10 protein-coding genes are annotated in these 15303 nt (G+C 29.3%); 9 read left to right on the forward strand and 1 reads right to left on the reverse strand.

Annotated elements, in window-relative coordinates:
* Positions 1–94: 94 nt before the first annotated feature.
* Both CXP39_RS01790 and mtnN read left to right on the forward strand, forming a co-directional pair.
* Complete coding sequence (locus tag CXP39_RS01790; RefSeq protein WP_036256252.1) at positions 95–1204, forward strand: nicotinate-nucleotide adenylyltransferase; 1110 nt, start codon at positions 95–97, stop codon at positions 1202–1204.
* Between the two features lies 1 nt (position 1205).
* The gene (mtnN, locus tag CXP39_RS01795; RefSeq protein ID WP_051591859.1) at positions 1206–1889 is read left to right on the forward strand and encodes a 5'-methylthioadenosine/S-adenosylhomocysteine nucleosidase; all 684 of its coding nucleotides are present in this window, start codon (positions 1206–1208) and stop codon (positions 1887–1889) included.
* A 36-nt stretch (positions 1890–1925) separates the two neighbouring features.
* Here the strand turns inward: mtnN and CXP39_RS01800 are convergent, their stop codons facing one another.
* Positions 1926–6122: an FtsX-like permease family protein gene (locus CXP39_RS01800; protein WP_027048120.1), complete on the reverse strand. Its 4197-nt coding sequence runs from the start codon at positions 6120–6122 to the stop codon at positions 1926–1928.
* A gap of 198 nt (positions 6123–6320) precedes the next feature.
* Here CXP39_RS01800 and CXP39_RS01805 point away from each other — a divergent pair, with 198 nt between their 5' ends.
* From CXP39_RS01805 to CXP39_RS01835, 7 genes are all read left to right on the forward strand, one after another.
* Positions 6321–6965 (forward strand): deoxynucleoside kinase, encoded by a 645-nt coding sequence (locus CXP39_RS01805; RefSeq protein ID WP_027048119.1) that lies wholly within the window; start codon positions 6321–6323, stop codon positions 6963–6965.
* A 94-nt stretch (positions 6966–7059) separates the two neighbouring features.
* Positions 7060–8982 carry a PTS transporter subunit EIIC gene (locus tag CXP39_RS01810; RefSeq protein WP_051591858.1) on the forward strand — a complete coding sequence of 641 codons (1923 nt, stop codon included), beginning with the start codon at positions 7060–7062 and terminating at the stop codon, positions 8980–8982.
* A 284-nt stretch (positions 8983–9266) separates the two neighbouring features.
* The gene (locus CXP39_RS01815) at positions 9267–9983 is read left to right on the forward strand and encodes a hypothetical protein (protein WP_027048118.1); all 717 of its coding nucleotides are present in this window, start codon (positions 9267–9269) and stop codon (positions 9981–9983) included.
* A 275-nt stretch (positions 9984–10258) separates the two neighbouring features.
* Positions 10259–12160, forward strand: coding sequence for a M13 family metallopeptidase (locus CXP39_RS01820; RefSeq protein WP_027048117.1), 1902 nt, complete (start codon positions 10259–10261; stop codon positions 12158–12160).
* A 688-nt stretch (positions 12161–12848) separates the two neighbouring features.
* Entirely contained in the window at positions 12849–13082 is a 234-nt protein-coding gene (locus CXP39_RS01825) for a hypothetical protein (protein WP_027048116.1), read from the forward strand.
* Positions 13083–13557: 475 nt separating this feature from the next.
* Positions 13558–14853 (forward strand): hypothetical protein, encoded by a 1296-nt coding sequence (locus tag CXP39_RS01830; protein WP_027048115.1) that lies wholly within the window; start codon positions 13558–13560, stop codon positions 14851–14853.
* 25 nt (positions 14854–14878) lie between these two features.
* Positions 14879–15259: a hypothetical protein gene (locus CXP39_RS01835; protein ID WP_027048114.1), complete on the forward strand. Its 381-nt coding sequence runs from the start codon at positions 14879–14881 to the stop codon at positions 15257–15259.
* The last annotated feature ends 44 nt before the right edge of the window (positions 15260–15303 follow it).

Here is a 15303-nt window from a genome sequence, read left to right on the forward strand (position 1 = left end):
ACTAAAGTAAAGGGTCTAAAAATTAAGCTGTATAAAGTCTGTAAGTTAAGTAAAAATAATAGACAAGAAATATGAGAAAAGAGGTAAAATATCCATGGCTAAGAAACGTATTGCCTTATTTGGAGGTTCATTTGATCCGATTCATACTGATCATGTCAATATAGCCAAAGCATGTCATGAGCAATTAGGTTTTGAAGAAGTTTGATTAGTTCCCGCTTATTTAAATCCCTTTAAAAAAAAGCAAAACAGTATTATCAAAGACCGGCTTTCAATGCTTAAAATTATTGAATCTCAAAATTCATTTATTCGCATTAATGAATATGAGATACGTAACCAACGAGCGACTTCAACTTTTGAAACTGTTAGTTACATTTTAGAGCATTATCCGGAGAACGATTTTGCCTTTATTATGGGAAGCGATCAACTAGATAATTTTGAAAAATGAAATGAGTTTGATAAACTTATTAAATTAGTTCCTTTTAAAGTTTTCAAACGTCAGTCTGCTATCAATCAAATCATCGTAGACAAATATAATTTGGAAGTTTTTGAGTTTAATAACAATTTTTTATCTTCAACAAAGATTCGTAATTTAATAGATTTGGATAAACAAATTCCCGAGATAAATGACTACATTAATTATAATCTTTTGTATCTTCATGAACGTTTAGAAAATCAAATGGATCAGGAGCGCTATTTGCATTGCTTAAATGTCGGAACAATGGCAAAAGAATTAGCACTCGTATGAGGAGAAAGCGAGCAAAAAGCTTTCATTGCAGGAACACTACATGACGTAACTAAACGCTGAGATGAGCAAAAATCTCATTGATATTTAGAACATTACATGCCGGGATTATTATTAGAACCAAAGCAAGTTTGGCATTCTTTTACCGGTTATTTACACTTACAAAAAGATTGGTTAATTAAGGATACCGAAATTTTACAAGCCGTTTTTAATCACACTGTTGGAAGTCCTGATATGACTCGTCTAGATATGATTATTTTCTGTGCTGATAAAATATCAGTTGAGCGTAACTATCCTAATGTCGAGTATTTTAGAAATTTATGCTTTGAAAATTTAGAGCAGGGGTTTAAAGAATTACTGCAAATGCAATACGATCGCTCAATTGCTGATCATGGAGTTGAAAACATTGGTAAAATGTTAATCAACACAGTTAAATACTGAATAGAAAATGAGGAAAATTAGAATGATTTTATTAATTGGGGCAATGAAAGAAGAGCTTCATCAGTTGGTAACAGATATCAAGGCTACTGCCGTTAAAGACTCAATAGTTTCTGAATTTTTAACTCCAGATAGTAAGGTTTTAGTTGCCTATACTGGAATTGGACTTGTGAATGCTGCAACAACCTTATCATACTTATTAACTAAGTACAAAGGTCAAATTAGTCAAATTGTTAATGTGGGAACAGCTGGGTGCTTAGATAGACATCAACTAAAACGGGGAGACTTGGTTATTGTCGACAATGCTTATTTATCAACAGCTGATTCAACCGGATTTGGTTATGTGCATGGGCAATTACCAGGAATGCCACCACATTATACAACCGATAGTGAAATTCGTGCAAGGTTAATGGCTTGTGTACAAGCAAATAATTATATGATTGCCAATACTGCTTCAAGTGATATATTTTTTGAGTCACAAACTAAAATTAACGAATACACATCAAAACTTCCAGCCAAAATTGCAATAGCAGAAATGGAGTGCGCAGCCTTAATGCAAACAGCGCATATCTTTAACATTCCGATTGGAGCTTTAAAAATTGTTTCTGATGTAATTGGAAATGATGAATCTAATGAAGAACAATTTGATCAGTTTTTACCTAAAGCTGCTTTAGAGTTAAGTCAGATAATTCAAATGTATCTTAAATAAAAAAAACTTTTTACTTTAATTAAAGTGAAAAGTTTTTTATTTATTTAATTTTTTTACATTTAGTCAGCTAACAATAAAGGTTACCAAATATAAGAAAAGTAGTAAACCAAAAATTCCTAGTGGGTATCATCAAATAATGTTTGCAAAAAAGACATACGAACTGGTGTTTGAAATTGCAGCAATAAACACATAAATACTATAAATTCCTAGTCCTAATCCTGCAGTAAATATTAATATAATTCAAGAATTATATAATCTGAAAATTTGTTTAATAATGTACAAATTTGAATATCCCAAAATCTTCATTGTCTTAATAAACTGATGATTATCTTCAATAATTAGGGTCGTTGCTAGTAATAATATAATTAAGGTAATCATTAGTAAAATTGTAATAAAAATGTAAATTATCAAATTTAGTTTGATAGCTAAATCCTCAATAATATTTTTTGTTAAATTAACAGGACTTAAAGTGCTGATACTTGGAGTCGAGAAGCCTTCGTAATACTTATCCTTATTAATAATTGGCTCACACTCTTGCCCATTTTCATTACCTTCGCATCCTGGTGGAGTAATCATTTCGTATGATCCTCTTGTCCCAAATTCACTAAAATCTCCGTAGCGTTGAGTAGTTGATAATCCAATAACTAGATCATCAAGTTCTGGGTTACTAGATAGTTTGTAATTAAAGACTGGGTAAAGGTTATTGTAAAACTTATTTAAATTGTCTCAGGCCAAATTTGAGTTTGCTTGGAGAATATTTTGAAATTCAGAATATGATGGTGAACTCTGTAAAAAAGTTTTCAAGTCGTTGTCATTAAAATTTTCAAACGTATATAAATCATTGACATATGCTCACTCTGGAACGAAAAAGTTTTCAAAGTTAAACTTTTGAATCCTGTCATATTCCATAACCTTATTTGCATTACTATTTGCAATTCATGCTTGCGGTTTTCCATAACTGTTTTCAATTCCCACCACTTTAAAAGGTTTCTCAACCCTAATCGGATCTGTTCCAATTCGAAGCTCATTATTTGTAACTTGCTTATGAATTGGTGGTTGTTTAGAAGCGCCTAAGGCGCCATTATTGGTAATCGCTAAGGATTCACTTCCAAAATTTGCAGAAGTGAAATTCTCAGGAATTCCCAAAAAAGTATCAGAGAAATTGCGAGCTTCTGAAGAATTTTTAGGACTAGAATAGTAGCTTCGGCTCGATTGAGTTCTAAAATCCTTATATGGATTTTTAGTTCAACCCATTTGAACGTCATCTAAACTAATTGGTTGATATTGATTATCAATTAAAGTTTCAAGCTTAGCATTAATTACTTCTAAGTCTATCAACTCATTAGTTTTCAAGTCTAGTTTTTTTGCCAACGCTTGATTAATGACAATATCATAGGTGTTAGTTGCTGTATTAAAAAGGTTTTGATTCAAAAGTTGATTTTTTTTGTCCAAAAGAGTTGTTAACTGAGAATCATAATCAATTCCATAAACATCAAATTCTAAATTATCATACTTAGCTTTAAAAGTTGTTCCCAATTCATCAGTTGTTTGATTGTAAGGAACAATACTGTTGCTAATTGCAAAAGTCGTTTCTTTTTCCAAAGCATTAATAATTTTTTGCTGAATATAGTAGGGGGTATTTGTATAAGTTAGCATTAAAATTGATGTCCCCAAGCGTCATTCAAAAATTGAGGCAAATCAAAGTGTTAGATTATTATTTAAACGCTTTATATCTTCTTCTGCTCATGATTTTAAAGAAACCGATTTTAATGTTTTAATATTAACCAATTGCTTATCCAAATAAAAGTCAAAATCAGGTTGTTTATTTGAGCTTATTTGATAGTTTTTATTATAGTCTTTATCCATTTTTCAAAAATTTTGATATGTATTATTTTTAATGGCAATAGCATTTTTAAGCACTTTATTCATTTGATTATTATCAAGCATGTTATTTTTAACAAGCTTTTTATTGTAAGTTAACGGTAATGCATCCGAGTATTTTTTATAAAAATTTAACATTAAATCACAATATGCTAATAAACTGTTTTTAGTAGGAGTTTCTTTTTTAAATTGTGCAAGATCATTTTCCAAAGTTGCAAAGTCATTTCATTGTGAATAAATATTTTTCATTGTTTGACCAGCACCAATCATACCAATTCCAAAGCTATCATCAATTTCAGCATTATCCAATTCCAATAAAAAACTTGTTGACAAGTTTTTTCAGTTAATTCAGCTAAATTCTGCCCAAGCAGTATTATGTTTTTTGGCAATATCGTAAGAATAATAGTCAGTATGAATATTGTTATTTAAAATATCGTTAGTGACTTTTTTTCAGTTGATTTCTTTTGAGTCATCATTAAGTAATGGATAGGCTGTGCTGACAATATCTTTGCTTCTTGATCCAATGTATTGCTCGACCAGTTTATTATTAAAATCAAAACCTCATTCGGAATCACTAAAATAGGGGTTATAGGTCTTTAAAAAGCTTAGGGGATTATTGGAAACAGGAGAAGTATACATAACTTTATTTTTGTAATTAATATTGGCAAAAATATTCTGATAATTATTTTTAATTTGCTGAGGAATAATTAATACCGAAGAAGTCAAAGTAGCACATAGTAGCATTGCCATTGCAACTCCCAAAATTTTTGAAAATGATGAAATAAATAAAGCTGCACGAAGTTTGTTATCAAATTTATTAATAACAAATCACTGCTTATATTTAATTGCAACTCAAGAAATTTTAGAGTTTTTAACACCAAAATTTAAAACAGTCAAGGGCCTATTGAAGTTGTGGTAACAAATTACTGATGTAATAAGCAAAAAAGTTCCTATTACTACAATTAGGCTTAATAGTTCAAAGTATCACAAGCTATTCGCTGTTGTAAACTCAAAATTAAAAATGTTGGTAAATAAATTAATAAAATGATTTTGAAAACCGATAAATATACCGACTCCAGTGCCATAGCCAAATAAGCAAGCAAAAATAATTAATGCTAAATAGTTAAATATAATTTTATCATTTTTATAACCCATTGATTTTAAGTAGCCAATTTCAGCTAACTCATTTTCAAGTTCTTTTTTTGATACTAAATAAAAAATAAATATTGTAATTGAAAAAATTACAGTCACTAACAATCCACTCATGAGATTGAAAAGACTTAAAATTTTACTGACGTTATTAATTCGAGCATAGTTACGATAAGATTTATCATTATTACTATAAAAATACTCTTGGTTATTGAATAAACCTCCAAGTTGCTTGTATTGACCATTTAAAGACTTTACATCCAAAGTTTGCTTGGGATTGGTTGCTTTAAGTGAATAGTATGTCTGACGGTCAAATTCTGAAGTTAAAGAAACCAATGCAGTATTGGAGTTGAAAATCTTCATTGTTCGCAATTGAGAAATACCATTTTGATAATTAATTTGAAATTGATAGTTACTAAATCCCAAAGTTCGAGCATCAACATAAACCAAAGCTTCTTCTTTAGCTTTAGGATACATCGATAGTTTGCTAAATAGAGGGTAAGCAAAATCAACAGAAGAACCGAATCCAATAACCTTATATCAATTTAATCCATAGTATTTGCTGTTTTCTAATAGTTCCTCAAGAGAAGAAACTGCAGTAATATCTTTATTAACAGCTGGATTTTCATTTACCATTAAGCTAGTTCCATATTCATCAGGTTGCAAACGGATGATTGATCCAATTTTAATATTATTAGCTTTAGCAAAAGTTGGATTAAAAATTACTTCACGCTTGGCACTTTCATAATTACTAGAAAAATTACTTCCTTCTGCAAGAACAAGTTTATCAATTTGAGCTTCTGGCACTGAATCAAATTTTGCAATAACTTTTAATTTTAGAGCAGTCTGCTGATTAGTAATATTATTAATTGTCCATTCTTCAGTTTTAGATCATTCAAAGGCATTTTTTATTGCTAATTGGTTTAATACATATTGCTGATACAGTTCCTGGCTTTCAGGTAGTTTATCATCTTGATCCTTTGTGGGATTGGCCAAGCGAGTATTGGAATCAACATCCATTACCACTTGTCTCAAATTACTGGAAATTTTAATTTCATTATAAGCAGTACCAACCTTTAAGTTAACAGCAAAGGTTCCAAAAACTCCTATAAAGAATAACGAAATTAAAAATCCCAATGCCCCAATTTGAATAAGTTTTTTCTTAGATTTTCTGACCGAATTCTTAAAAAATAGTCAACGCATAGTTCTCCTGACAACGCTTTCAAAATTACATACTTTTTGTAGTGATTTTAATACTATATCATGTTAACACTAGGAAATGGAATTTCTACTAAATATTACAAATTTTGTGACATTAAAATATTTTAAATAAAACTCAATAACGATTTTCATTAAGATAGAAAGTGTTAAAATAATTTTAAATGTAAAAAAGGAGGGCTTATGAAAATTGCAATTTTTGGAACAGTTGGAGCTGGAAAAACAACATTAATTGATAAATTAAAATCTAAGCTTCCTAAAGACTATCAAGTATTTTGAGAACCATTGTCAGATAATCCTTACTTTGAAGATTCTTATTCTCCAAATCAAATTATATCTCGAGCAGCAGCATATAAAATGGAATTATTAATGCTTGCAAATCGCATGAAGCAGTTTCTAGATTCTAAGCAATATCAAAATGTTATTTATGATCGGGGGATCATGGATACAATTATTTTTGCTCATTGCAATTATGAAGCAGGAAATATTGATGAACGTGATTGAAAAGTCTATCGTGAGTATTTTGAAATATCAGTGCTGCCATCAATTTTTAAAGGTCCAAATCAGGAAGGTTATGATTTAGTAGTGTACTTAAAGGTTAGTCCTGAAACTTCAATTCGTCGTATTCATACTCGAGCAATTGAGCGTGAATTAGCAGTTGATAATGTGTTTTGAACAAAACTAACTGAAATGTATGACCGCTGATATTTACATCTAAAAGATGCATTTCCTTTTATGGTAATTGATGGAAATTTAGAAGATCCAGAAATTTATGCCAATCAGGTAATTGCACATGTTAAGCAAATTAATAGTTTGGGAAATAAGTAATTATCCCAAGCTTTTTTATATCTAAAACTTATGATTATACCTATTTTCATTGTTATAAAGATTTAATAAACTCAAAACTATAAGGAGAGAAATTGTGAAAAAGAAGGTTAATTATAATCAACATGCTCAAAGCTTTTTAGTAGCAATTGGCGGACAATCAAATATTACAAATTACGTACATTGTTTCACTAGAATGCGCTACGAAGTAATTGACAAGACATTAGTTGATATTGAAACAATTAAGCAAAATCCGATTGCCAAAGGGATCAACTGAAATGGTGATCAGTTGCAAATCATTCTTGGATCGGGTGTTGTTGAAGAAGTTTATAAAGAAACTCAAAACTTATTAGCGATTCCAAACTCAGCAGGTTCAGGAAGTTTTGAGCTAAAAGAAAAAATTGCTCAAAAGCGAAAACGCGGACTTGGGCCAGTATTTACAGCTTTAGGAGACATTTTCTTACCGATTATTCCGGCATTAGTATCTGCGGGATTATTGATGGGATTTAAAGCACTATTTGTTCAACTTAAAATTATTGAAGTAGGAACAACATTTGAGCAAATTTTAAATATTTTGACATCAACAGCGTTTGCCTTTTTAGCAGCCTTGGTTTGTTGGTCAACAGTTAAGCGCTTTGGAGGAACTCCAGTTATTGGAATTATTATTGGAATTATGTTCGTCTCACCAATTTTGCCAGATAAAAATGCTGTCGCAACCTGAGATTATTATCAAATATTTATTAAGGGTTATCCAACAATAGAAGCGGCTAAAGAAGCTTGAACTGCTTCAGGACTAGCAATTCCTGTTGAAGTTTTAGCATGAAAAATTGGTTTTATAACAATTGTTGGGTGACAAGGATCTGTTTTACCACCAATTGCATTGGGAATTTTAGCAGCGGTATTGGAAAAAAATTTAAAAAAAGTTGTTCCAAAATCGCTAAATATGATTATTACCCCATTCATAACAATCACAGTTACATTTGTAATGGGACTATTTGTATTTGGACCTTTATTGCAAGTTGTTGAAAAGGGTATTTTAATTGGAGCCACAAGCTTTTTAAAAATCCCGTACGGTTTTGGAACTGCATTATTAGCAGGAACATTACAAGCAATTGTTATTACAGGTGCTCACCAATTACTACAAGGATTGGAAATGCAAATGGTAATTGAAGGGCAAATTACTGGCAACGGTTCAATTATGAATGCTGTTTGAACAGCTTCAATTGTAAGTCAAGGTGGGGCTGCGTTTGCTGTTGCATTTTTAACTAAAAACAAAGTTGATAGCAAATTACATTTATCAGCTGGTTTAACATCATTATTTGGAATCACTGAACCTGTAATTTTTGGAACCAATTTGCCAAGAGTAAAGCCATTTTTGTATGGTTTAGTTGGAGGAGCAGCTGGAGGCTTCATTGCAGGAATCTTTAATGTTACATGTCCAGGGATGGGAGTAACAGTTATTCCAGGGTTATTATTATATTCTGGTCAACCATCACATTTAATTGGTATTTTGGGAGTTAATATTGTGGGATTCGGAACTGCATTTTTACTAACACTATTTCTATTTTCAAACAACATTAATATTAAGAATAAGTTCAACCAAAACTTTAAAAAAATTGGTTTGAAAACTCGCTTCAAAAATAAAGTGCTAGTAAGTCAATACAAGCAATTTATTAAGCAAAATCATGCTGAAATGAATGCTAATAGCAAAGTGATCAATGAATATCAAAAACAAACTGCAATTTTAGCAAATTGGAAACTTGATAAAGAAGAATTGCTTGATAAGCTAGAAATTAAACAAAGTAAGAATAACGAAACTGCTAAATTGGAAACTTTAATTCATAACAAAAAAAGCATGATCGATGAACAAATTTTGTTAATTGAAGCAATCAAGCAAAAATACGACAATATTTTAGTAAAACAACAAGAAATTGTTGATGATTACAAATTGTTAATGAACAAGAATGGTATAACTGATCTAAATTTGAGCGCTTTGAGTGTTCTTATTGAATATAAATAAAACACACAGACATTCTAACTATTTGTTATTTTAGATAAAGCGAAACCTAAATTAAACAAAGATAACAACCCAAATTTTAAAAAAACAAAACAATTTTCTATTTTAGAATTGGCTTTTGTTTTTTTCTTTTGCATATCTTGTAATAGGCAAGTGCAAAAGTGTAAACAAATGACTTGAAAAACAAATAGGCGAACAGTTTTCCAGTTTTCCTATTTTAAGTTGTTTTTTACAATCACACTTATTATAATAATTTAAATATTATAAAGTTTGACGAAAGGGGATAAATGTATATTATGACCAATATGGAAAAAATTTTCAAAGACAGCAATTTTAGACTTTCAAGGTTGGAATTTATAAGAATGCTATTTTTGAAGATTATTAAGGACTTGATAATTACTAGTTTGGTAATGATAGCTGCTACAGTTTTTGTCATTTTAATTGAATTAGTTATTTTGAAGAAAAGTAAAAGTTCATTGATATCTTATCGAATAACAGAAGTTATAAGTTTAATAATAATTATTTATACTTTTCTAAGACTAATATTGACTATTAAGTCACTTTGAATTATTTCTAAATGTAATAGGCAAACTAATAAATGAGAAGCAATATCAAAAAGTGAAAAAATTTGAGTATATTTAAAAATCATTGAAATATCTAGAAACTATTTTTCAAGAAAAACTTATGAAAGTTGAAAAAAGCAGAATCAGGTGATGACATCAGAACTGAGTCAAAATTCATTGCCACATGCAGAATATTACAGTTGTTGCAAGCTAAATAAAAGATCTCTTCTATCAAGAATTATATTGAGGATATATTTTTGATTTTGATGATTTTTTGATGAATATTTTCTAATATTGCTAACAATTATTGGAGCCATCATTTTTTTCTTTCCAAATCTTGTTAGCTATTTTAATTCATTATTAAATATTGGTAGAATCGAAGATACCCCTGAAGTTGAAAAAAACTATAAAGAAATTATTTCGAAGTTTTTGCCAGAATAGCATGCCAATAACTTAGTTGTCTTGAGTAAAAATAAAAAAATAGCTATTATGAAAGTTTCTTATACTTACTGATATTTACTAAAAGTCAAAAATCACATCTGCTCCTTGCCAATATTATACTTTCAAAAATATTTTTAGATTGTAAATATAAGTAGATTTGGAGTTGTAAGTAGGACCAATTAGTAGAAAAATAAGAAATAAATAAGCTAAAGTTTTTGAATCTTTGTTTTGATATACAATTATATAAATAGAAAAATAAAAGAGAGGTTATTAAAATGAGTAAAGTAAGAGCACAAGACAATTTTTTTGAATATGTGAATAAAGAATGAATGGATAATACCAAATTACCTGATGGTTATGCATCATGAGGAAGTTTTGAGGAGCTAGGGAAAAAAGCTGATGATGACATCAAAAAAATTATTCATGACTTATTAAGTCAAAAAACTTTAATATCACAAGAAAATCAATTTTTAGTTAACTTGTATAAAAACTATTTAAATGATGAAGCCAGAAATAAAGCTGGAATCGCACCGCTTCAACCAATTTTAGAAACAATTGATAAATTAAAGTCAAAAGCTGATTTAACAAAATTATTTATTGAGTTAAGTGAAAAATGAGATGTTAGTTTTTTTCATAGTAAATCTGTTGATGCTGATTTTGAAGATAGTACAACTAGAGCACTGATGATTGATTCTATGGGATTAGGAATGTCAGATCGTGATTTTTATGATCCAACTCATCCTCGTCATGACCAAATTAAGGCTGCATACAAAGTTTATCTGGATAGTTTAGTTCAAGAAAGTCAAGTTGGTTTATCAACAACAAATATTTTTGAACTAGTTTATAATTTTGAAAAAGAGATTGCTCAATCAATGTTGAAAAATGAGGAGTTAAGAGATCCTAAAGCAATTTATAATTTGTTTACTGCTGAAAAAATTACATCATCATTTGGATTTATTGATTGAACTGAATACCTAACAGCTACTGGATATATTAAAGCTTCAAAAATTATTGTTAGTGAACCTAAGTTTTTTGCAAAATTAACTGAGATGCTTGCTGAAATTAATCTTGAAGATTTGAAAGACTTTATGAAGATTCGTGTTATTTCAGGATATTCAGGATTATTGACAACAAATTTATATGAAATCAAATTTGCTTATCGTTCAGTATTTAGTGGAGTAACTACTAAAAAACCAGCCGAAGATCGTGCCACAAATTTTGTTAATGATTTGATTGGAGAGTTACTGTCTCAAGAGTATGTCAAAAGACATTTTTCACCATCTGCAAAAAAACAAGTTTTGACAATGGTTGATGATTTAATCAAAGTTTATAAAAATCGTATAAACGACTTAGATTGAATGTCAAAAGAGACTAAAATTAAAGCATTGGAAAAAGCAGATTCATTTAAGGTAAAAATTGGATACCCAGATAAATGAGATGATTTTAGTGATCTGAAAATTGATCTTTATGAAAATGGCGGAAGCTTATTTGAAAATACACTAAGTATTCAAAAACATTACTTAAACAAGGAATTAGCAAATATTGCTAATCCAGTTGATAAGGATAAGTGATATATGTATGCTCAAACTGTCAATGCATATTATAATCCAACATCAAATGAAATATGTTTCCCTGCAGCTATCCTACAAAAACCATTTTATAGTGAAGAACAAGAACATGCTAAAAATCTTGGAGGAATTGGGGCTGTAATTGGGCATGAAGTTAGCCACGGGTTTGATGATGAGGGAAGTAAGTTCGATAAGGATGGAAACTTAAAAGATTGATGAACAAAGGCAGACTATGAACAGTACAAAAATCGCACAGATAAAATTGTTGAGCAATATAATGCTTATGAATTTAATGGAACACATGTCAATGGACAATTAACCTTGGGAGAAAACATTGGAGATTTAAGTGGAGTTGCTGCAGCTTTAGATATATGTAAAAATCAAGCTCCAAATGATTTAGAATTATTCTTTGAAAATTTTGCAAAAGTCTTTTGTCGTATTTCAACTCCAGAATTGCGTAATACTCGTTTATTAACAGACCCCCATTCACCAGAAGAAGTTCGTGTAAACGGTGTATTTGTAAATATCGATGAGTTTCATGAACTTTATAAAACCAAATCAGGAGACAAAATGTATAAACCCAAAAAAGACCGAATTAAGGTTTGATAATAAGCACAAGAGTCTTATGAAAATTTTTGTATCTATATGATGTTAATCGCAACAAAATAAGTAAAAAACATATTAGAGGGAGAAAGGTTATTGAAACCATTGCCGCTTGGTTGTAAGAGTAGCTATTATTAATGAGTGTACTAAATGTTAATTCAAAAACTTACTTTTTCACAGCAGGGTTGACTGTTAAATATTGAAAAGATGTTGAAGAAGTAAAATAAAATTAGGCTGTTGATATAATTTGAAACATTAGCATTTAATTTAGTATTTGGAATTGTTTTTGTTAACTTTTTTCTACTTTATTTATCAATGAAAATTGCATTTGCAATATTTCGTAAGTTAATAAGAATACATGCCAATCAAATTTCTTTACAAGCTATTTAAAGTTATTCAAGACAATTGATTAGCAATATATTTTTTAAACACTATAGTTATTTTATATGCTATAAAATATTTTAATAAGAGAAGAGAACATGTTAAACACATGTTCTTTTTTTATAAAATCATATTTTAAAATCTTGTGCTTAATGAGACTTTTTCCTTGAAAGAAGGGAGATACTAATATTACATTATTTGAATTTGGTGTTGATGCTAATGAGAAAAAATAATTTCTTTTCACTATAAAATACATCACCAGCATTTATTGGATTTTGAATATTATTCATAACCGCTACTGTAATATTTTTTTATGATAAATTATTATACAATTGCTGTCAGTAATGATTTAGAAGTAAAAGATAGACTTATTAAATCATTTGAAATTTTTTGATTATTCATTAAAGACCATTTAACTACTGCTACAATGGTCAATGATGATGATGCATGTTTAAAAAATTGAAAAGAGCAAATGATTAACAAATTTGTATCAATTGCAATTGGTGTTTCAATATTTTTAGTTTCTAGTATTTTATTAAGGAATTAATTACAGAAGAAATTAACACAGAATAAAACTATTAAGCAATTATAACTTATGAAATACATATGTAGATCTTGATAGCCAATAATATTAATACCTCATGATACAACTGGAGTTGTCACTGTTAAGTTCAATAAAAAGCAAAGTTCTACAGCAGCTAATTCTTTTACCAAAGAAAATGGTTTTAAAGCTACTATAAAATTTGATTCAGCAGGTATTAAAAAAATAATGATACTGCAAATAAAAAGTTTATATTAACAATAATTACTTCTTTAGTTTCTTCTAACAATACAGTTATTGATAAGCAAGATTCCTTAGGTGATGTTAAATTAACCCTAATAAATTAATGACCAACTTAAAAAATCCTCTCATTTTGATATTAATTTTAAAAAAATATAGCTTTTTAATTTTTTTTGTACTTAATGTGATTAAATGAACGTGTGTAAATAGAGCCTTATTGACGAGACAAGGAATTAAACAAATGAAAAAATTATTACTAACTTTAAGTTCTTTGGGGCTTATTTCAAGCGGTGTTTCAGCAATCATCGCAGCTGCACCTTTAACCAAAAGCAATACTAGAAATAATGCTGATGATACTAAAATAGAGCCTCAAGAGGATTTGATAAATTCTCTTGAAATTATTAGAAAAAATACTGAATATATAATTGAAGCAAAAAATGAAAGTCAGAAAGGCAATTATTTTGTACAAGAGATGATACAGCCAAATGACATATCCGTGATAAATTTAGAATCATCGGTAAGTAATAAATTAAAAAGAATGTATGTAGATTCAAGTAAAGATAATCAGATTCCTGGATATGATAAAAATTATGATAAAACCCAAAGCAAAGCTAAAAATAATCAATGATACTCAAACGAAATTCACATGGTAGATATAAATGTTCTTGATTATGCCACATCTAAACAATCATTTTTAAAAAATATCAATTACATCGAAATTAATTCAAATATTTTTTACAATTTTTGAGCTTCTGGATTTGGATGAGAATCAAGCGGAGGCAAAAGTCCTTCATCAGTCAATATGACCCATAGGTTTTCTTTAACTGGAGATGATAAATATAATACAATTGTGAGTGCTACTGATACTTTGCATAAAGGAAGAGAAAGCATTCAGATTCAAATTAAAGAAGAATGAAATGATAATATTCTTAGTTTTAAAATAAAACTACTAGGTAAGGTTTGGTGAAAATGAGGAAGTGTTTATAATCATGCAGCTATTGTAGGGATGCAAAATGAAACTTTAAAACTTTATAAATCAGATGAATTTGAAAACGAAGAACTTAAGCATTATAGTACAATTATGCCTGGAACTTTTACTCAAAGGTCCTCTATAAATGGAGCTATTACTGATGTGGCAACACCGGCGTTAAAGCTTATTGAAGCAGATCTTTATGAAAAATATGACAAATGAAAAGCTGATGACATAATGATTCTTAATTTAGCGGGAGTTTTTATGGGAGATTTAATTGCGCCGCCTGGATGAAAAGGATATGCCATGTTATCAATGCCAAATTTATATGATATAGCCAAACTTATAACAGACAATATTAAAAAGGGATATCCTGTTAATTCTTTTTCAGTTGATCTTGTAAGTAAGAATAATGGAATAAAAATGTGAGGGGAGCTTTACTTTGTCATTAATGGAAAACAAATATTCATAACAAAATCAAATGAAATTCGCTACATTCCGGGTGCAATGTATCTCTATACAGGTGCTTATGAGGCATCCGTACTTATAAGCACTACAAGTAATTAAAAATATAAACTTCTAAGGAGACTCTATGAAAAAAATATTAACTATTATGTCCGCTTTTGGAATAGCCACAACGCTGTCAACAACAGTAGTTGGATGTGGTCCCAAAAAAAATGTACTGCCTGAAATTGAATTTGAAGAAATCAATTTGAATGCAATAGATTTTTTTAAAGAGAGAAAAGAACTAGGAGAACAAATAGATTCTGAAGCAGCAGTTACAAAAGTTAGACAACTTATTTTAGAATGACAATCGCTACCTGAAAATTCTGACATGCGAATTAAAATGATTGATTCAGTAGATATCAAAGTAGACGAAGACAAAAAAGAAGTCAAAATTTCTGCAAAGCCAAATCAATTGCAATATACAAATTTTTGTATATTTACTTATACGTTAAAAGCAAGTTTTTAAGAACTAAAGAGATAATGGAAAAGAAACTTTGGCCATTTTGTTTT

The organism is Mesoplasma syrphidae (genome assembly GCF_002843565.1).
GTDB classification, from domain to species: domain Bacteria; phylum Bacillota_I; class Bacilli_A; order Mycoplasmatales; family Mycoplasmataceae; genus Tullyiplasma; species Tullyiplasma syrphidae.